The sequence below is a fragment of the Hymenobacter rigui genome, assembly GCF_003944715.1.
Classification (GTDB): Bacteria; Bacteroidota; Bacteroidia; order Cytophagales; family Hymenobacteraceae; genus Hymenobacter; species Hymenobacter rigui.
In genome coordinates, this window is record NZ_RWIT01000007.1 from 155,139 (window position 1) to 174,435 (window position 19,297).

General features: G+C 58.8%; 17 protein-coding genes and 1 tRNA gene. 7 read left to right on the forward strand and 11 right to left on the reverse strand.

What is annotated here, in order from left to right:
* Window positions 1-42: 42 nt before the first annotated feature.
* A tRNA-Cys gene (locus EI291_RS14280) sits at window positions 43-113 on the forward strand.
* Window positions 114-350: 237 nt separating this feature from the next.
* The gene (gene cphA / locus EI291_RS14285) at window positions 351-2,984 is read left to right on the forward strand and encodes a cyanophycin synthetase (RefSeq protein WP_125421139.1); all 2,634 of its coding nucleotides are present in this window, start codon (window positions 351-353) and stop codon (window positions 2,982-2,984) included.
* 94 nt (window positions 2,985-3,078) lie between these two features.
* Here the strand turns inward: cphA and EI291_RS14290 are convergent, their stop codons facing one another.
* Both EI291_RS14290 and EI291_RS14295 read right to left on the reverse strand, forming a co-directional pair.
* Entirely contained in the window at window positions 3,079-3,618 is a 540-nt protein-coding gene (locus EI291_RS14290; RefSeq protein ID WP_125421142.1) for a GNAT family N-acetyltransferase, read from the reverse strand.
* Window positions 3,619-3,765: 147 nt separating this feature from the next.
* On the reverse strand, window positions 3,766-4,713 hold the full coding sequence (locus tag EI291_RS14295) for a hypothetical protein (RefSeq protein ID WP_125421145.1): 948 nt from the start codon (window positions 4,711-4,713) through the stop codon (window positions 3,766-3,768).
* 113 nt (window positions 4,714-4,826) lie between these two features.
* Here EI291_RS14295 and EI291_RS14300 point away from each other — a divergent pair, with 113 nt between their 5' ends.
* Complete coding sequence (locus EI291_RS14300) at window positions 4,827-5,441, forward strand: methyltransferase domain-containing protein (RefSeq protein WP_125421148.1); 615 nt, start codon at window positions 4,827-4,829, stop codon at window positions 5,439-5,441.
* A 113-nt stretch (window positions 5,442-5,554) separates the two neighbouring features.
* The gene (kdsA, locus tag EI291_RS14305) at window positions 5,555-6,409 is read left to right on the forward strand and encodes a 3-deoxy-8-phosphooctulonate synthase (protein WP_125421151.1); all 855 of its coding nucleotides are present in this window, start codon (window positions 5,555-5,557) and stop codon (window positions 6,407-6,409) included.
* 113 nt (window positions 6,410-6,522) lie between these two features.
* On the opposite strand, the gene EI291_RS14310 is transcribed toward kdsA, so the two are convergent.
* The gene (locus EI291_RS14310) at window positions 6,523-7,278 is read right to left on the reverse strand and encodes an O-methyltransferase (RefSeq protein WP_317127662.1); all 756 of its coding nucleotides are present in this window, start codon (window positions 7,276-7,278) and stop codon (window positions 6,523-6,525) included.
* Window positions 7,279-7,499: 221 nt separating this feature from the next.
* Entirely contained in the window at window positions 7,500-7,886 is a 387-nt protein-coding gene (gene apaG, locus EI291_RS14315) for a Co2+/Mg2+ efflux protein ApaG (protein WP_125421157.1), read from the reverse strand.
* Between the two features lie 115 nt (window positions 7,887-8,001).
* Between apaG and EI291_RS14320 the strand changes: the two genes are divergently transcribed.
* On the forward strand, window positions 8,002-8,667 hold the full coding sequence (locus tag EI291_RS14320) for a uracil-DNA glycosylase (protein WP_125421160.1): 666 nt from the start codon (window positions 8,002-8,004) through the stop codon (window positions 8,665-8,667).
* 179 nt (window positions 8,668-8,846) lie between these two features.
* Here EI291_RS14320 and lepB read toward each other — a convergent pair whose 3' ends face one another.
* From lepB to EI291_RS14350, 6 genes are all read right to left on the reverse strand, one after another.
* Window positions 8,847-10,064, reverse strand: coding sequence for a signal peptidase I (gene lepB / locus EI291_RS14325; RefSeq protein WP_125421163.1), 1,218 nt, complete (start codon window positions 10,062-10,064; stop codon window positions 8,847-8,849).
* 158 nt (window positions 10,065-10,222) lie between these two features.
* Window positions 10,223-10,942 carry a 4-hydroxy-tetrahydrodipicolinate reductase gene (dapB, locus tag EI291_RS14330; RefSeq protein WP_125421166.1) on the reverse strand — a complete coding sequence of 240 codons (720 nt, stop codon included), beginning with the start codon at window positions 10,940-10,942 and terminating at the stop codon, window positions 10,223-10,225.
* A gap of 63 nt (window positions 10,943-11,005) precedes the next feature.
* A complete protein-coding gene (locus tag EI291_RS14335; protein WP_125421169.1) occupies window positions 11,006-11,641 on the reverse strand; it encodes a DUF5683 domain-containing protein in 636 nt (211 codons plus the stop codon).
* A gap of 48 nt (window positions 11,642-11,689) precedes the next feature.
* Window positions 11,690-12,640 (reverse strand): ParB/RepB/Spo0J family partition protein, encoded by a 951-nt coding sequence (locus EI291_RS14340; RefSeq protein ID WP_125421172.1) that lies wholly within the window; start codon window positions 12,638-12,640, stop codon window positions 11,690-11,692.
* 274 nt (window positions 12,641-12,914) lie between these two features.
* Entirely contained in the window at window positions 12,915-13,727 is an 813-nt protein-coding gene (locus EI291_RS14345; RefSeq protein ID WP_125421175.1) for a ParA family protein, read from the reverse strand.
* A 98-nt stretch (window positions 13,728-13,825) separates the two neighbouring features.
* Window positions 13,826-14,503 (reverse strand): metal-dependent hydrolase, encoded by a 678-nt coding sequence (locus tag EI291_RS14350; RefSeq protein ID WP_125421178.1) that lies wholly within the window; start codon window positions 14,501-14,503, stop codon window positions 13,826-13,828.
* An 84-nt stretch (window positions 14,504-14,587) separates the two neighbouring features.
* On the opposite strand from EI291_RS14350, the gene EI291_RS14355 reads away from it, so the two are divergent.
* Window positions 14,588-16,261 carry an ABC transporter substrate-binding protein gene (locus tag EI291_RS14355; protein WP_125421181.1) on the forward strand — a complete coding sequence of 558 codons (1,674 nt, stop codon included), beginning with the start codon at window positions 14,588-14,590 and terminating at the stop codon, window positions 16,259-16,261.
* Window positions 16,262-16,427: 166 nt separating this feature from the next.
* Here EI291_RS14355 and EI291_RS14360 read toward each other — a convergent pair whose 3' ends face one another.
* Window positions 16,428-17,144: a 3-ketoacyl-ACP reductase gene (locus tag EI291_RS14360; protein WP_125421184.1), complete on the reverse strand. Its 717-nt coding sequence runs from the start codon at window positions 17,142-17,144 to the stop codon at window positions 16,428-16,430.
* A gap of 273 nt (window positions 17,145-17,417) precedes the next feature.
* On the opposite strand from EI291_RS14360, the gene EI291_RS14365 reads away from it, so the two are divergent.
* Window positions 17,418-19,268, forward strand: a complete 1,851-nt coding sequence (locus EI291_RS14365) for a DUF885 domain-containing protein (RefSeq protein WP_125421187.1) — start codon at window positions 17,418-17,420, stop codon at window positions 19,266-19,268.
* Window positions 19,269-19,297: the final 29 nt, after the last annotated feature.

The window sequence follows — 19,297 nt, forward strand, 5'->3', positions numbered from 1 at the left end:
CGACAACGGGATTAAGCCGTATGTTTGCATCCTCAAAGCCCTGGTGACGTGACCGAGTGGCTAGGTAGAGGTCTGCAAAACCTCCTACAGCGGTTCGAATCCGCTCGTCACCTCTTCTGACACTTCCTGTTTTCAGATGCCTAGTGCCCCGGTTGATTAGCCCCGACCGGGGTTTTTTGCGTTTAAGGCATTCTGTTGAAAAAAAACGATAGAGCTGGAGGGCTGAGAATGACGCTTCTAGGCAAAAAGTAGGCTGTGACCCGAATAAAAGGTTTCTTGCGGTGTAATCCCTACATTTCAATTCCGCGTAGAAGCGCGCACGCGACATACATTTCCACCCTTTCTCCCATATGAAAATCCTTGACCTCCGCACGATGCGCGGCCCCAGCTACTGGTCCGTGAAACATTACAAGCTGATTGTAATGAAAGTGGACCTGCAGGACCTGGCCGATGCGTGGTCGAACAGTGCACCGGCGCTGGCGGAGCAGCTTCCCAGTCTGCTGCCCGAGCTGCTGGAGCCGCAGCCCCACCAAGAGGCTGGTAAACATGGCCCCAAAAACCCACCCCTGACCGAGGAACAGCTGCAGGACGGAGAACCCCTGGGGCACGTCATTCAGCAGGTAGCTCTGGCTCTGCAACGTACGGCCGGTATGCCCGTGTATTGGGGCAAATCGTACCCGGCTCACCAGGAGGGCGTAGAGTTTGTGGTGTTCAGCTACCAGGAGGAGCGGGCCGGACGCATGGCCGCCGAAGCTGCCGTGCAGCTGGTAGACGACCTTTGCCACGGCCGCGCCGTGAGCGTTAAGCCGATTATCGACGAGCTGCACGAAATCCGGGAGGAAGAGTTTTTCGGGCCCAGTACCTACAGCATTGTGGCGGAGGCAGCTTCGCGCAATATTCCGTACATTCAGCTGAAGAACAGCAGCATTATTCAGCTGGGATACGGCGTCAACCAGAAGCGTATTTGGGCTACTACTACCAGCTATACCTCGCACGCCGGTGTGGAGGTGGCCGGCAATAAAAACCGCACCAAGGCTATGCTGAAGGATGCTGGTGTGCCGGTGCCCAACGGCACCACCGTGTACTCGGAGGATGGCCTGCGCGACGCGGTAGAGGAGCTGGGCTTCCCCATCGTCACCAAACCTCTCGACGGCAACCACGGCAAGGGAGCCACCATTCGCATCACCAACTGGGAGGACGCCGTTGAAGGCCTGAAAGCTGCCCAGAAATACTCCCGGGCCGTTATTGTGGAGCAGTTTATTGAGGGCGACGACTACCGCATGCTGGTGGTGAACGGCAAGCTCATTGCCGCCGCCAAACGCACGCCGGCCGCTGTTACCGGCAACGGGCAGCACACCATTCAGCAGCTAATTGACGAAGTTAACAAAGACCCGCGTCGGGGCGTGGGCCACGAGAAGGTGCTCACCAGCATCAAAGCCGACCAACACACCATTGACCTGCTCAGCAAGCAGGACCTGACGCTGGACTCGGTGCTGCCCGCCGGCCAAGAGCTGTACCTGAAAAGCACGGCTAACATCAGCACTGGGGGCACTGCCACCGACGTTACCGACCTGGTACACCCATACAACCTGCTGCTGGCGGAACGCGTGGCTGGCATCGTGGGCCTGGATATCTGCGGTATTGATTTGCTGACGTCCGACATTGCCATTCCGCTGAACGAAACCCGCGGGGCCGTTATTGAGGTGAATGCCGCGCCGGGCTTCCGCATGCACATTTCGCCCACCGAGGGACTGCCGCGCAACGTGGCCGCGCCGGTAGTGGATATGCTGTTCCCGCAGGGCGGCACCGCCCGGATTCCAATTTTCGCGGTAACCGGCACCAACGGTAAAACCACTACTTCTCAGCTGTTGGCGCACATTGTGGCCTCCAAGGGTTACAAAGTAGGCTTCACTACCACCAACGGTATCTACATCCAGGGCGTGCAGTTGCAGAGCGGCGACTGCACCGGCGGCCAGAGTGCCGAGTTTGTCCTGAAGGACCCAACCGTGAACTTTGCGGTGCTGGAAACGGCACGGGGTGGGATGCTCCGCTCGGGTCTGGGTTTCCACACCTGCGACGTGGCCATTGTGACCAACGTAGCAGCCGACCACCTGGGTATGCGCGACATTTACACGGTGGAGGAAATGGCCGCCGTGAAGGGCGTACTGCCCCGCACCGTGCGCAAGGACGGCTGGGCCGTACTCAATGCCGATGATGACCTAGTGTACGCCATGCGCGAAAAGCTGGAATGCCGGGTGGCTTTGTTCAGCATGAACGAGCACAGCCCCCGTATCCGGGAGCACGCCGAAAACGGCGGGCTGGCCGCCGTGTACGAGGAAGGCTACATCACCATCTATAAGAACAGCTACAAGCTGCGCATCGACCGGGCCGCCGAATTCCCGATTACGTTTGGGGGCCGGGCCACCTTCAACATTGAAAACTCGCTGGCGGCGGCCCTGGCCTGCTACTGCTATGGCTTCGATAAGGACGACATCAAGCAGGCATTGCGCACTTTCGTGCCCTCGGCGGCCAAAACGCCGGGTCGTATGAACGTGTACAAATTCCCGCAGTTTGAGGTGATTGTGGATTACGCCCACAATACCCACGGAATCGAGAAATTTGCCCAGTTCCTGAATGCCACCGAGGCTACGCACAAAGTAGGCGTGGTATCGGGCCTGGGCGACCGGCGCGACGAGGATACCCTGGGTTTCTCTCGTATTGCCGGCAGTATCTTCGACGAGGTAATTCTGCGCCAAGACCGGGACCTGCGGGGTAAAACGGCCGAGCAGCTCAAGGAAATCATGGAGCGCGGCCTGCGCCTGGATAAGCCCGAACTGCCCATCACCTACATCGAAAATGAGATGGACGCCATTGACCACGTACTGGCCACGGCCAAGCCCGGCTCGGTAGTGGTGATGTTCACGGAGAACATCAAAGCCACGCTGAAAAAGCTCGATGACTTTGAGGCCTCACTGGCGCAATAACTTCCGCTGCTCATTCTGTTTCAGTATAAAAAAGGAGTAGAGCCAGAGAAACCTGGTAGCCAGGCACGCGCGCCGTACGCTGGCGAAGCGGTTGTTACTGCGCTGCCCAGTCCTGCTTCCTGATTTCAAACACAAAGTTGAGCTTGGACGGCTCACCATAGTACGCCACTTCCTGCTCGGCTACTTTGCAGGCCCCCAGGCGCTGAATGGCAATCTGGGAGCGTACATTCCCAGCCCCAATGTGGAAGCGCACGGTATCCACAAATTGAAACGTATAATCCAGGAGCAGCTTCTTCACAGCCAGATTGATGCCTTTGCCCCACGACTGAGTTCCGTAGAAGGTGTAGCCGATGAGGATACTGTTATCTGCGGCGTTGTAGTCGTAGAGGCGGGTGCTGCCTAGGGTGGCATTGGTAGCCTTATCCACGATTTTGAAAGATCCTTGGCTCTGCATAGCCCCCTCGAAGAAGTTTCGGAAGGCCGGTTCCTGCCATCGGTCTTGGTTTGGGTGCTGTTCCCACACCTTGGGGTCAGCGGCAACGGCATGCAGCTCGGCAAAATCAGTTTTCTGCAACGGCAATAGCTGCAGAGTATCGGTTTCCAGCGTGGGTTGAAGAGAGAAAGGCGGTAGCATAGGGCACCGTGTCAGATTGCAAGAGTAGCGCGAATTCAACGGACGGTAAGTCGTTGGCCGCTGCTTATGGGCACTGCTTAACAAGCAAAAAGCGCCGGCCCGTGGACCGGCGCTTTTTAAAAACGCGGAGAAGCTTTCGGCAGCTACTTATTTCAGCGTAAAAGTGGTTTTGCCGATCATCACGCCGCCTTCGTACAGCTCCACGGTGTGGAGTCCGGTTTTGTAGGGGGCACCTTTGGCGTACAGGAACTGCACGGGCTGACGGGTATTATCGAATACCACGTCCTGCTTGGCCGTGTAGAAAGCCTCGGCGCCGTCAATCATGAAAGTGCCGCCGCCGGTGCTCAGGTTGTACAGTGCCGCGCCGTCGGGCTCAATCAGGCGCATCATGATCTGCTTAGTTTCCTTCGGCGACACGTCGTTGCGGCCCAGGTTGAAGGTTACCTTGATTTTCTCGACGCGCTTGGCCTTAAACTCGTTGTCGTCGTCAGCCTTTTCCTTTTCGCGGTTGTTCACCACGCCGATGCGGATGTTTTCGGCCTGCAGGCGGGAGGCCACGGCTACTTTCTCGCTCAGCTCCTGGTTGGAGCGCACCACCGTGGATATGGTATCGGTGAGGCGGTTCTGACGCTCCTTCAGCGTGGTGGTTTCGGTGTACAGCGCCTCGTTATCGGCTTTTAGCTGGGCAATTTCCTCGTCCTTTTTGCGCAGTTGCGTTTCGAAGTTGGCGGCACGCTGCTTAAAGCGCTGCTGCTCGGCAATGCTGAAGCTGCCGGCCCGGAAGGAGCGCAGCTTCAGCAGGTCGGCGTTAATCTGGGCCAGCTTGGCTACCAGCGAGTCGTTGGAGAGGCCCATGCCCTGCACTTCCTGGCTCTGGCGCTCAAAATCAGCCTTCAGGGCTTCGTACTGCTTAATTTGCTCTTCCAGCTTGGCATCCTTGGTCACCACATCGGCCTGCAGCTGCTCGTTTTGCTTGCTTTTCTGCTGGTTCATGTAGAACAGCACGCCGTTGATGCCCAGCAGCACCAGAATCAGGGCCACAATCAGCAGGACGCGGTTGTTGTTCTTTGGCTCGGGGCTCTGGTCTTGTTCCATTGCGGGAGGGGTTAAGTGAAGCCCGGAGAGTCCGGGCGCAGGTAGTACCTTTAGGGCAAAAATAACGGAGTTCCGTACCCAGGCAAGTGCCGAAGATACAACCCTGCCGCAATATGCTTCCGGATTCGCCACTTGATGCTGCCTACTGGCAGCAGCGCTACGTAACGGGCCAAACGGCCTGGGATGCGGGCCAGATAACGCCGCCCCTGCAGGAATATTTTGCGCAGCTGGGCCCGCCCGATACCCGCCGTATCCTGATTCCGGGGGCAGGCCGTGCGTATGAAGCTGAGTATCTGCACGGTGCCGGCTGGCCTAACGTGTTTGTGGCCGATGTGGCTCCCGAGCCGTTGCGCGACCTGCAGCAGCGCGTGCCGGATTTTCCGGCCGACCATCTGCTGCTGGCCGATTTCTTTCAGCTGGAACCGGCGCCACCGTTCGACCTTATTGTGGAACAGACGTTCTTCTGCGCCCTCGACCCCAGCCTGCGCCCGGCCTACGCCCGGCAGTGCGCCCGCCTGCTCCGGCCCGGCGGTACGCTGATGGGGCTGCTATTTGATACTGAATTCAGCCAGCCCGGCCCGCCCTTCGGGGGCTCCCGAGAGGAGTATCGGCCGTATTTTGAGCCGTATTTTGATTTCGTGCATTTTGATACGGCCACCAACTCCCTCAAACCCCGGCAGGGGCGGGAGCTGTTTATTTCTCTGAAAAAGAAGCAACACACGCTGTAGCCTGTGTTAAACATGCCGCGTCACCCTATTCGGCGGTGACTGTTTTGCCTTATCTCTCACCGGCCTGCGTTGCCCGCAAGCCTGTTTGTAACCCAAGCTAAAGCCTGAGCTCCATGATTCAACAACTCGCCAACGTTCTGCCTCACTTCCGCAATACCAACTCCGGTCAGTTTTTTCTGATGGCCGGGCCCTGCGTAATTGAGGGCGAAGATATGGCCCTGCATATAGCCGAGCAGGTGCGCACCATCACCGACCGGCTGCAGATTCCTTACATCTTCAAAGGCTCCTACCGCAAGGCCAACCGCAGCCGCCTGGATTCCTACACCGGCATCGGCGACGAGAAAGCGCTAAAAATTCTGCAGAAGGTAAGCCAGGAAATTGGCGTGCCCACCGTTACGGATATCCACGAATCGGACGAGGCGGCTATGGCGGCTGAGTACGTGGACGTGCTGCAGATTCCGGCATTCCTGTGCCGGCAGACCGATCTGCTAATTGCCGCCGCCAAAACCGGCAAGGTGGTAAACGTGAAAAAAGGCCAGTTTCTGAGCGGGGAGTCGATGCAGTTTGCGGTGGATAAGGTGCGCCAGTCGGGCAACCCCCACGTGATTCTGACGGACCGGGGTAACTCCTTCGGCTACTCCGACCTGGTAGTGGATTTCCGCAACCTGCCGGCCATGCGCGAGTTCGGCGTGCCCGTGGTGATGGACGTAACCCACTCGCTGCAGCAGCCGAACCAGAGCAGCGGCGTTACCGGCGGCAAGCCCCAGCTTATCGAAACCATTGCCAAAGCCGCCATTGCCGTGGGAGCCGACGGCCTGTTCATTGAAACGCACCCCACGCCTGCCACGGCCAAATCCGATGGGGCCAACATGCTGGCCCTGGACGGCCTGGAAGACCTGCTGCGCAAGCTGACGCGGGTACGGGAAGCCATTCGGGAAGATGGTGCGGGTAGCGTGGCTCCGTTGTAGGCGTAAGAAAGAAACAGCTGATAACAGAAAGGCCGCTACACTGTGTGTGGCGGCCTTTCTGTTAAAAAGTCATAAAAAGCATAACGTACCACTACTTTTTAAAAGCTTCAATATCAGGAAGCCAGTACTTTGGTGCGCTCCAGTAGCTTATCCAGTGGGTTGTTGAAGCGCAGGGTGAAATGCTGCCTGGGCTGGTTGCGTCGGAAAAACACCAGGCCGATGTAGAACAGGTCGATGGTCAGCGTCACGTCGGGGTGCTGGCAAATGGCTTCCCAGGCCTGCTCCATTTCCGCCGACCAGTGGATATCATCCAGTACAAACACACTGTGTTCCGTGCGGTACCGGTTCATGAGGTTGAAGTAGCGCAGAGTGGGCTCGTAGCGGTGATTACCGTCGAAAAAGGCAAAATCGACGGGAGCGGCTAGGGCGGCCAGGGCCGGTTCCAGGGTTTCATCAAGGTTGCCTTCCTCTATCTCGGCGTTCTGTACGCCCGTAGCCGCGAAGGTCTGCCGGGCTACGGCGGCCGTGGCTGGGCAGCCTTCGAAGGTGAGTACCCGCGCCCGGGAATTAGCCAGGGCCAGGTAGCTGGTGGTCAGGCCCAGGGAAGTGCCCAGCTCCACCACCGTGCGGGGCTGAAAGTGGTTCGTCAGCCGAAAGAGCAACTGCCCCAACTCAGGTGGTTTGGCGGCCGTACGGGTAATATCGCGCAGGCGGCGGGTACGGCCGGCACCGGTGCGGGAGCCCGCTCCAAAATCCCGTACCTGAATAGCCGTAGCATCGTGGCGCAGCTCTTCCCGGCGGTTTTCTACCACGTCATAGGCAGTAAAATGCCCGTCGTGGTTAATAACGTGCGCATACAGCCCGAACACGAACGGGGAGTGGAGTCCGTGTGCGTTACCCGAGCGAGCCAGAAAGCGAAAAAAACTAAAAACCTGAAATAGCAAAGCGCGCAGAAACTGAAGTGAAGCGAGGATTCCGGAGGCTGTACTCTCGGAATGCTGCCCGAAGATACGAGCAATACAAAAGCCGCCCCGAGCGAGTCAGGACGGCTTTTGTATGGTTGGTGCTCAGACCGGAAAGTCCGGCTGTGCTAGTTGAGGCGGTAAGGCACTACCAGCGTGAATTCAGGGATTTCCACGGCAAACTCGCTGCCGTCCATCTGCCGCTCCATCTGGTAGGAGCCGCGCATTTTGCCCAGCCCCGATTTCAGATTACAGCCCGAAACGTACTGGTGCGACTCGCCGGGTTCCAGCGTGGGCTGCTGGCCCACAACGCCTTCCCCCTCCACTTCACGCACTACCCCGTTGGCATCGTAGATGTACCAATGACGGCGCAGCAGCTTCACGGTAAATTCGCTGTTGTTGCGGATATCAATTTTATAGGCAAAGACGTAATGTTCCTGGCCCGGGCTGGAATAATCCGGCAGGTAATTCGTCGTAACGCTTACGGTCACGCCTTGAGTGGTGGTCGTATTCATAACGTCTGGGAGTTCCGAAAGAGAAAAAAGCTAACAGCCGTACGCGGAATTTGGTTTATCTACGCAGCCGAGCCACCTGATGGCCTACCCAACCGAAAAATAATTCCTCCTCCCTATGTCTGTAAAGATAGAAGAAAGCTGGCGCAAGGTGCTAGCACCAGAATTCGAAAAACCGTACTTCCAACACCTGATTGCCTTTATAAAAGGCGAGTATGCTACCACCACGGTGTACCCGGCCGGCCCCCAGATTTTTCACGCCTTCGAGGCCTGCCCTTTCGATAAAGTGAAAGTAGTCATTTTAGGCCAAGACCCCTACCACGGCAAGGGGCAGGCGCACGGCCTCAGCTTCTCGGTGGCTGAGGGTGTGCGCACGCCGCCTTCCCTGCAGAATATTTTCAAGGAGCTGCAGGCGGATCTGCCCGAAACACCCCCGGCTCCTAACGGCAACCTCGACCGGTGGGCGCAGCAGGGCGTGTTGCTGCTCAATGCCACCCTCACCGTGCGGGCCAGTGACCCCGGCAGCCACCAGAAGAAGGGCTGGGAGCAGTTCACCGATGCCGTTATCCAGCAGATTTCCGACCAGAAGGAGCACGTGGTCTTCATCTTGTGGGGGGCCTATGCCCAGAAGAAAGGCGAAATCATCGACGCCAGAAAGCACCTCGTGCTCAAAGCGGCTCATCCCTCGCCCTACGCCGCCGACCGGGGCTTTTTCGGCTCCCGCCCCTTCAGCCAGACCAACGCCTATCTGGAGCAGCACGGCGAGCAACCCATCCACTGGTGAATCGCGGATTAAGCGAATTGAAGGATTTCGCGGATTTAGGTTACGAATTTCATAACTCGATAACAAACAAAAGAGCGGACTCACCTGAGTCCGCTCTTTTGTTTGTTATCGAGTTGGGCTAGCTACATGGTTCGTGACCGAAATCCGCGAAATCCTTCAATCCGCTTAATCCGTGATTCTTAGTCGACCAGGTTGAACAGGCGGTTCCAACGGATTTTCTGCGAGAAGGAGGCGTTGGGATCTATCGATAGCCAGATGAGCACGGCTTTCCCTACGATATGGTCGGCAGGCACGAAACCCCAGAAGCGGGAATCCAGCGAGTTGTGGCGGTTGTCGCCCATCATGAAGTAGTAGTTCTGCTTAAACGTGTAGCTGGTGAGCGGCTTGCCGTTCTGCGAAATGGTACCGTCGGGAGCTACTGTAATTCCCTCATTGTGCTCGTAGCGCAGGATGATTTTCTGGTAAATGGCCGAATTCTGGGGTGTGAGCTGCACCGTCTGGCCCTCTTTCGGAATCTGCAGCGGGCCGTAGTTGTCCTTATTCCAGTTGGGGAAGGGCAGCGGGTTCAGCGGGTTGCTGGGCTGGGAGGGAAGATAATCGGGGTTGTTGGGGAATACCTGCTGGCCCCGCTCCGGCTGGCCGGGAGGGGTTTTCAGGTCGATAATGCCTTTCACGTACGGCTGCTGCTTGAAGTAATCGTAGGCGGCCTGGGTCATGTGCACCTCGTACCCGATGCCGTACTGCTCCGTTTGCATCTGCGGGGGCAGGCCGTCGGAGGTATCGTAGTTCACCACCCCATACTTGCGGAAGTCTTCTGTCAGGTTTTCGCCGGTCGGAATCTGCAGGAAGTAGCTGCTCTGCATTTCCGGGTAGTTCACGGCCGGCTTCCCGTTGATAAACACCTTGCCCTGCTTGATTTCGAGTACGTCGCCGGCAATGGCAATACACCGCTTGATGTAGTTGGTGCGCAGGTCGGCGGGGTGCTGATCCTCGAAGGGCACGTTGAACACTACCACATCATTGTTCTTCACCTCCGAAAAGCCCGGTAGCCGGTAGCTGGGCAGCTGAATCAGATCGGAGTAGCTTTTCAGGCTGGTACCCCACACAGTTTGGTGGGTAAGGGGTACCTGCAACGGCGTTTGGGGAGTGCGCGGGCCGTAGTGCAGCTTGCTCACAAACAGGTAGTCGCCTACCAGCAGGGAGTGCTCCATGGAAGGCGTGGGGATGGTGTAGGCCTCAAAAGTAGCCCAGCGAATAAGCGTGGCGGCTACTACGGCAAACAGAATGGCATCACCCCACTCACGCGCGGCGCTTTTGCGTTTTTTCGGCTCCTTGCCGGGCGTGGCGGGAGTAGCCGGGTTTTTCTCGAGGTATTTCTCCCAGGATTGTACTGCCATAATGAGTAAAGGCCAGAAAAGTAGGTGTTGCCGGCCTTGGCCGGCTCCGTTCCGGATCAACGCCGGAAGATGCGAAATAATGCGGGGAAAGGGGAAGTTGTGAGGATGAAGTTGTGAAATCCGGGAACAGGGCATCTCACAACTTCGGCCTTTACCACTTACAGCCCCAGCAGGTCCTGCATGCCAAATACGCCCTTGCGGCCGGGTAGCCACTCGGCCGCCAGCAGGGCACCCTGCACAAACCCGTCGCGGGTATGGGCTTCGTGCTTGAGCTCAATGGAGTCGGCGGGGGAGGAATAGGTAACGATGTGCGTGCCGACTACTGTGCCTTCCCGCTCCGAGATAATAGCCAGCTCCTGCGGCGTACTGGCAGCCTCGTTGCGCCAGGTGGTTTTGCCCGGAAAGTGGCGCAGAATACCTTCGGCGGCGGTAAGAGCCGTACCGCTGGGCTGATCTACTTTCTGAGTGTGGTGGATTTCCCGCACCTGCACATCGTAGCCGCCGAACTGGTGCATTTTGGCGGCTATGTACTCGTTAAAGTGGAAAAACAGGTTTACACCCACGCTGTAGTTGGAGGCGTAGAACAGCGGCGTGCCGGTCTGCTGACTCAGGGCCTGTGCCTCGGCAAAGTGGTGCAGCCAGCCCGTGGAGCCGCACACCACCGGAATGCCCTGCTTCAGGCAAGCCACTACATTCTGGTAAGCCGCATCGGGATGCGTGAATTCAATAGCGGCGTCAGCCTCGGCAGCCGTGAAATCGGAGATGAGGACACCGGGCCGGGAAGGGTCCACGATACCGGCAATCTGGTGGCCACGGGCAATAGCCTGGGCTTCGATGGCTTGGCCCATTTTACCGTAGCCAATCAACAGGAGCTTCATGTAAGGGGAATTTCAGGTAAGCAATTTCAGCCATCAGCCACAGGGCCGCCTTGCCGAAACAGGTTATTTTAAACGAAGGGTGAGGGCCAGCCCCGCGCCGGGCGCGGTGGTTTGCGTAGGCAGTACCGCCGGGTCAAGGCGCAGACTCAGGTCGTCACTGATGTCAAAGTCGCGCAGGTGAGCGGCCACCAGCGCATCCAGAATCGTTACGCCGTACACCAGCGCATTGTACGCAATGAACGTGTCACGGTAGCGGCGGTAAAAAACTACCCCTCGCTGGACGTTTTCAATGCTGGTTTCCTTGCTGACGCGCGAACCTTTGAGTTGGGCAATGGGAGTACCGTTGTCAAGGTAGGCCTTCTTGCCGTTGGAGTATTCCTTGTAACGGCTCTGGTAGAAGAACAACCCGTAGCCGGTGGCGCCCAGCCCACCATACACCAGCGGCAGCTTCCAGTACTGGCGGTTGTAGATTTGGCCGGCTCCGGGCAATACCAATGCCAGCAGCGTTGCCTTCTGGGGACGCGTCACGCGCTTGCCAAACAGCTTCTCCGTACGTCGCAGCGAGTCGGCTACCGGGTTGGTGGCTACCGTTGAAGAGTCGGGGCCGGCCGTAACGGTTTGGGCGTACAGCGGCCGGGCGGCCACCAGCAGAGCCAGTACCAGCAGCAGCAGAGCAGCGGAAAAGCGGGAAGGGACCATAGCAGTAGAAAGAAAGAGGCGGAACGAGGTTCCGCCCTTTAGTAGTATCTAGGCTGGCTGCAGAATGTGCAGGATGCGCTGCATGTCTTCCACCGAGTCGAAGGCAATTTTGATTTCGCCTTTACCCTGAGGCCCAGGCTTTACCATTACCCGGCTGCCGAACCGCTCCGAGAGATGCCGCTCGGCGCGTTTCAGCTCGGCCGGAGGCACTACCGGCACTGCTGGCTGGGCGGGTTTCTTTTCTTCCTCGGCCGTAGCGCCGTTGCGCACCAGCTGCTCCACCCGGCGCACCGACAGCTCCTCGGCCACAATGCGGCGGAACAGCGCCAGCTGCTGGTCCATGCTGTCGATGTTGATGAGGGCGCGGGCGTGGCCCATGCTTATAACACTGTCGCGCAGACCAATCTGGATATCGGGCGGAAGTTTGAGCAGGCGCAGGTAGTTGGTCACCGTCGAACGGTTTTTGCCCACCCGGTCGCCCAGCTCTTCCTGCTTCAGATTACACTCGCTTACCAGCCGCTGGTAGCTGAGGGCAATTTCAATGGCGTTGAGGTTCTCGCGCTGAATGTTCTCAATCAGGGCCATTTCCAGCATCTGCTGGTCATCGGCCTTGCGGATGTAGGCCGGAATGGATTCCAGGCCCGCCAGTTTGGAGGCCTGCAAGCGCCGTTCCCCACTGATGAGCTGGTAGGAGTTGGTGCCGGTCTGGCGCACCGTTACGGGCTGAATGATGCCCTGTACCTTGATGCTCTCGGCCAGCTCCTGCAGCGCATCTTGGTCGAAGTGCGTGCGGGGCTGGTAGGGGTTCGCCTGGATGTGGCCTACCGGAATCAGGCCCACCGAGTTTACGGGGTGGGGCACCAGGCCCAGCCGTTCGCTCTTTTTCTCGTAGCTGCCTTCAATCAGGGCATTCAGTCCCCGGCCCAGACCACCAATTTTGCGCTTGGCTGCCAGCGGACCAACGGCCGGGATATTCTTCTCTTCGTTTTTCTCAGACATACCTGCAAGCAGCTCGCATCAGTACCGTAAAGGATGGGAGCCGGATTCAAAAATACACAAACGCCCGGGATGCCGGTGAATTTTGTTCCACGGAAAATAAAAAACGTGGAACGTGCTGAATGGAAGCCAATAGCGCGCAGTTCCGCTTCGCGCACGAGCCACAGCCAAGTTCCTACGCGTCGGCATTACGCGCCCGATACTCGCTTCGCCCGTGCGCGAAGCGGAGCTGCGCGCTACAAAAAAGGCCGGCGAATTTCGCCGGCCTTTCTCTGATTTATGCTGCGGTATCCTCGGTAGCCTCTTCGGGCTCCCCGGCGGCCTCGATGTTCTTTTCTACAATCTCGCGGGCCAAGTTGAGGTAGCTCAGGCTGCCCTTGCTCTCGGCATCGTGCAGAATAACGGGAATACCGAAGCTCGGCGACTCCGACAGCTTCACGTTGCGCGGGATAATGGTGTCGAACACCAGCTGCTGGAAGTGCAGCTTCACTTCCTCCACCACCTGGTTGCTCAGGCGCAGACGCACGTCGTACATCGTGAGCAGGATGCCCTCAATCTCTAGCTCCTCGTTGAGGCGGCTCTGAATGATTTTGACGGTGTTGAGCAGCTTACCCAGGCCTTCGAGGGCGAAATACTCGCACTGCACCGGAATGATAACCGAGTGCGCAGCCGTGAGGGCATTCACCGTAATCAGGCCCAGGGAAGGGGAGCAGTCGATGATGATGAAGTCGTACTGATCGGCCAGAGGGCGCAGCGCATCCTTCATCTTCTCCTCCCGGTTGGGCAGGTTGATCATCTCTACTTCCGCGCCTACCAGGTCAATGTGGGAGGGCATCAGGTCGAGGTGGGGGAGCAGGGTGGTTTGCAGGATGATATCCTGGGCGTTGATGCCATCCACCATGCACTCGTAAATGCTGTTCTGAATATCCTTCGGGTCGAAGCCCACGCCGGAAGTGGCGTTGGCCTGCGGATCGGCGTCCACGAGCAGGGTCCGATACTCCAGCGCCGCCAGGGAGGCCGCGAGGTTGATCGAGGAGGTGGTTTTGCCGACCCCACCCTTTTGGTTGGCTACCGCAATGATTTTACCCATTTTGCTTTAGTTGTCAGTTGTTGGTTGTCAGTTGTCAGGAAGATTGCGGGCTGTCTATTGTCGGGAAATCTGACAACTGACAACCAACAACTGACAACTTACAACGATGTCGTTTCACCTACGCTCAGTAGCACCAGCTCTTTGCCGGCGGCCGTGGCTTTTGCGCGGGCTTCATCGTGGTTAATGGCAATGGGGGGAAAGGTATCGAAGTGCATGCCGATAACCTTGCTGGCTCCGGTCCAGTCGGCGGCTACCAGCGCATCGTCGATGCCCATAGTGTAATGGTCGCCGATGGGCAGGATGGCCAGATCCAGCGTGTACCGCTCCCCGATGAGTTTCATATCGTAAGTGAGGGCCGTGTCGCCGGCGAAGTAGAAGGTTTTGCCCTCCGCCTTCACAATATAGCCAGCGGCCACGCCGCCATATGAGCCATCGGGCAGGGAACTGGAATGGGCGGCGGCTACCATGGTCACGCTACCGAAGGGTAGCTGCAAAGTGCCACCAAGGTTCATTCCTACAGTTTTCAGGCCTTTTTGCTCAAACCAATGGGCTATTTCGGCAATGGCTACTACCTGCGCTCCAGTGCGCTTGCCAATTTCTTCAGCGTCGGCCACATGGTCGCCGTGGCCGTGAGTGATGAGAATGTAGTCGGCGGCAATGGCGTCAACATCAACATCTTTTGCCAGCGGATTGGGCCGGATGAAAGGGTCGAAAAGCACTTTGCTGCCGCCGGCTTCCAGCAGGAAGCACGCGTGGCCGTAGTAGGTCAGAGTCATAGAAAACAGAACGGGGCAGGCAGCCAGTGGGCTGCAAACCCCGGATGGGATACCTTTGCAAATATACATTGTTTCGCCGTTCCCATGTTCCCGTTTTCGCGCCGTGCCGTTGGTTTTGCTCCGTTATTGCTTGGTTTGCTGGCGGCCTGCGCTGAGCAGGAGCCGGCCACCGATGCCCGGCGGGTGTTTCGCTACAACCAGCCCGAAAGCCTGACTTCCCTGGACCCGGCCTTCGCGCGCAACCAGGCCAACACCTGGGCCGTGACCCAGCTATACAACGGCCTGGTGGAACTCGACGACAGCCTCAAGCCCGGCCCCTCGGTGGCCCGGCGCTACGATATCAGCCCCGACGGCCGCCGCTACACCTTCACGCTTCGGCCCGATGTGCGCTTCCACGACTCGGAGGTGTTCCCCGGCGGTAAGGGGCGGCGCGTGACGGCCCATGATTTCGTGTACTCGTTTCGGCGGCTGTTGGACGGGGCCACGGCCAGCCCCGGCGGCTGGATTTTCCGGGGCAAGGTGCTGGAGAAGGCCGACGGCGAACCTTCGGATACTTGCTTTGTGGCCGTGAACGACTCCACGCTGCGCATTCACCTGCAGGAGCCTTTCATCCCGTTCCTGGGAATTCTGACGATGCCTTACGCCTACGTGGTGCCGCGCGAGGCGGTGCAGAAGTGGGGCAAGGACTTCCGGGAGCACCCGGTGGGCACGGGCCCGTTCCGGTTCAAGGAGTGGGACGAGGGCAACGCCATCATCTACCACCGCAACCCCACCTACTGGAAAACGGACGCCCGGGGCCAGCGGCTGCCCTACCTGGATGCCGTGCAGATCAGCTTTATCCAGGACCGCAAAACGGAGTTCCTGACCTTTATGCAGGGCAAGCTGGATTTCCTGAGCGGTATCCGCTCGGGCTCCCGCGACCTGATCATGTACCCCGACGGCACCGTGCGCGAGGATTTCAAGGGCAAGTTCCGGCTGCAGAAGGTGCCCTACCTGAACACCGAGTACCTGGGCATGCAGCAGGACCTCACCAATCTGCGCGGCGACAACCTCACGACCGGCAAAGCCCTGCAGGACAAGCGCGTGCGCCAGGCCCTGAACTACGCCCTCAACAAGCCCGAGTTTCTGGCCTACTTCCTGAACAACGTGGGCAAGCCCGGCAACTCGGGCTTTGTGCCGGCCTCGCTGCCCTCGTTCAGCGCCGAAAAGGTGCCCGGCTACACCTACCAGCCCGAAAAGGCCCGGCAGCTGCTGCGCGCCGCCGGCTACGGCCCCGGCAAGCCCCTGCGCCTGCGCCTGAACACGGTGGCCGAGAGCAAGGAGTTCTGTGAGTACTACCAGAAAAAGTGGGCCGAAGTGGGCGTACAGGTGGAAATTGACGTGAACCAGGGCGCGGCCCACGGCGAAATGATTGACAACGGCCGCGCCGCCTTCTTCACTCGCAGCTGGCTGGGCGACTACCCCGACGCCGAAAACTACCTGGCCCTGTTCTACAGCCCCAACTTCGCCCCGGCCGGCCCCAACAAAACCCACTTCAAGCGCCCCGCCTACGACCAGCTCTATCAGCAGGCCAAGCTGGAGCAGGACGCCGACAAACGTTACGCCCTCTACCAGCAAATGGACCGCCTGGTAACCGAGGAGTGCCCGGTCATTGCCGTGTACTACGACGAAGTAGTGCGCCTCACCCAGAACAACGTGCAGGGCCTCACCCCCAACCCCATGAACCAGCTGGTGCTGGAGCGGGTGAAGAAACAGTAACCGTCATTGCGACGAGGCACGACGAAGCAATCCTTCCTTCACCCTGCCCTACACCCAGAAGTAATAGAAAGCCCCTGACGTCCGTGCTGGCGCCAGGGGCTTTTGAGTAGGTCAGGGCCGGGAGCTTAGTGAAGGACAGATTGCTTCGCTCTGCTCGCAATGACAACTACGGGTTCGTGCTCCACATGCCGGCTTCTTTAATGAAGATGCGGCGGTTGAGTTTGAGCTGGCTGACGATGATTTCGGCAATGTCCTCGGGCTGCATCACCTTGTCGGGGTTGCCGTCGGTGAGGTTGTTGCTCACGGCCAGCTCGGTGGCGACGGTGCTGGGCGTGAGGGCCGAAACGCGGATGTTCTGCTTGCGCACCTCCTGCATCAGGGACTCGGTGAAGCCCAGCAGGCCGAATTTGGAGGCGCTGTAGGCGCTGGTGGTGGCAGCGCCGCGCTGGCCGGCGGTGCTGGCCACGTTGATGATGTCGCCGGTCTGACGCTCCAGCATCTGGGGCAGCACGGCGCGCGTCACGTAGTAGGCGCCCAGCAGGTTCACCCGGATGATGTTTTCCCATTCCTCGGGGGCCATATCCACCACCTTGGCGAAGGTGCCAATGCCGGCATTGTTGATGAGAATATCAATGGTGCCGAGCTGGCCGAGGGCCTGCTGCACGGCGACTTCCACGGCGGCGCGGTCGGCTACGTTGGCGGTAACCACCACGGCCTGGCCGCCCTGGGCTTCAATTTCGCGGGCTACGTCCTGCAGCTGCGTTTCGGTGCGGGCCAGCAGGGCCACGCGCACACCTTCCTTGGCCAGAGCCACGGCCACGGCCCGGCCGATACCTTTGCCGGCGCCCGTCACCAGGGCCGTTTTGCCAGTCAGATTTTCCATGAGTTGGGGTAAGTTGAATAGGAGAGAGGGTATAACCGGATTTTCCGGGAAAGGTTGGGGCTGTTATTCTTCATTTGTCATCCTGAGCGCAGCGAAGGACCTTTTGCTATCAGAACAGCCTCCGCGTCCTCTGCGCATGCCTCTGCGAACCTCTGCGGGAAATGTCGTCCTCATGTAACTAGGTCCTTCGCAAGCTCAGGATGACAACGGGTTTTACTGCTGCGCCCAAAACCTGCTTATCTTTCTCGCCCTGTACTTCTTCTCCCTTCTCCCATGAAAAAACTTGCCCTCACCGGCCTGCTGGCCGGGGCACTACTGGCCGGCTGCAACCAGCAGAAAAACACCGCCGAAGCCGGCGCGGCCACCGAAACCAACTTGGCCGACGTGAAAGACCTGCCCACCCTGTTCGATGCCTACTGGGAAGAAAACGCCCGGCTGTTCCCGCTGGAAGCCACCACCCAGGGCGACAACCGCTACAACGACCAGTTGCCTAACGACGGCACCAAAGAGTTCCGCAACAAGCTCCAGAGCTTCTACCAGCGCTACCTCGATGGCCTGCACAAGTTCAACCGGGACGAGCTGACAGCCAACGATAAAATCAGCTACGACATCTTCGAATACGACCTGCAGAACAAGCTGGAAGGCCTGAAGCTGAACACCTGGATGATTCCGTTTCAGCAGTTCTGGGGTCTACCCATCAGCATGGGCCAATATGGCTCGGGCGAGGGAGTGCAGCCCTTCAAAACGGCCAAGGACTACGACAACTGGCTGGGCCGCGTGAAAGGCTTCTCGGTGTGGGCCGATACGGCCATCAGTAACTTCCGCCAGGGCATGAAGGCCGGCGTGGTGCTGCCCAAGGCGCTGGTAGTGAAAATGATTCCGCAGATGCGGGCCATGGAAACCACCGATGCCACCAAGAGCCTGTTCTACGGCCCCATCAACAAGCTGCCTGCCGGCCTGAGCGACGCCGAGAAAAAGCGCATCACGGCCGCTTACCAGAAGGCTATTCTGGAGGAGCTGGTACCCACTTACAAAAAGCTCGGCGACTTCCTGGAAAAGGAATACCTGCCCAAATCCCGGCCCAGCACCGGCATTGCCGCCATTCCCGGCGGGGCCGATATTTACAAGTATTACGTGAAAACGTGGACGACCACCGACAAGACGCCGGAGGAAATCTACCAGACCGGCCTGAAGGAAGTGGCCCGCATCCGGCAGGAGATGGAGAAGGTGAAAACCCAGGTCGGCTTCAAGGGCGACTTGCCAGCCTTCTTCGCTTCCCTGAAAACCGACCCCAAGCTGATGCCCTACAAAACGCCCGAGGAAGTGTTGGGCGCGTTCCGGGCCATCCAGGCCAAGATGCAGCCCAACCTGAAAAAGATGTTCGGCCGCACGCCCAAAACGCCGTTTGAAATCCGGCAGACGGAGGCGTTCCGCGCAGCCTCGGCTTCGGCGGAGTACAATCAGGGCAGCCCCGACGGTTCCCGCCCCGGCATCTTCTACATTCCGATTCTGGACGCCACCAAGTTCAACGTCACGTCCGGCATGGAGTCGTTGTTCCTGCACGAGGCCATTCCGGGCCACCACTACCAGATTTCCCTGCAGCAGGAAAATACCGACCTGCCCAAGTTCCGGCGCTTTGCCTGGTACGGGGCTATGGGCGAAGGCTGGGCCCTCTACACCGAGAGCCTGGGTAAGGAGCTGGGCCTCTACACCGACCCATACCAGTACATGGGCGCGCTGGGCGACGAGATGCACCGCGCCGTGCGCCTGGTGGTAGACGTGGCCATGCACTCCAAAAACATGACCCGCGAAGAGGCCATTAAGTACATGATGGCCAACGAAGCCATCAGCGAGGAAGGCGCCACCGCCGAAATTGAGCGGTACATGGCCATTCCGGGCCAGGCGCTGAGCTACAAAATCGGGGCCCTGAAAATCCGGGAGCTGCGCCAGAAGTACGAGCAGCAGTTGGGTGCTCACTCCGACAAGCTGCGCGAAAAGTACGCTGGTCAGCACAAAAACCACTTCAGCCTGAGCGACTTCCACGATGAGCTGCTGAAGGATGGCGTGATGCCGCTGGCCGTGCTGGAGCGCAAGATGGACGCGTGGGCCGCCGCCCGGAAATAACGTGTGGCTACCATATGATCAGCAAAAAG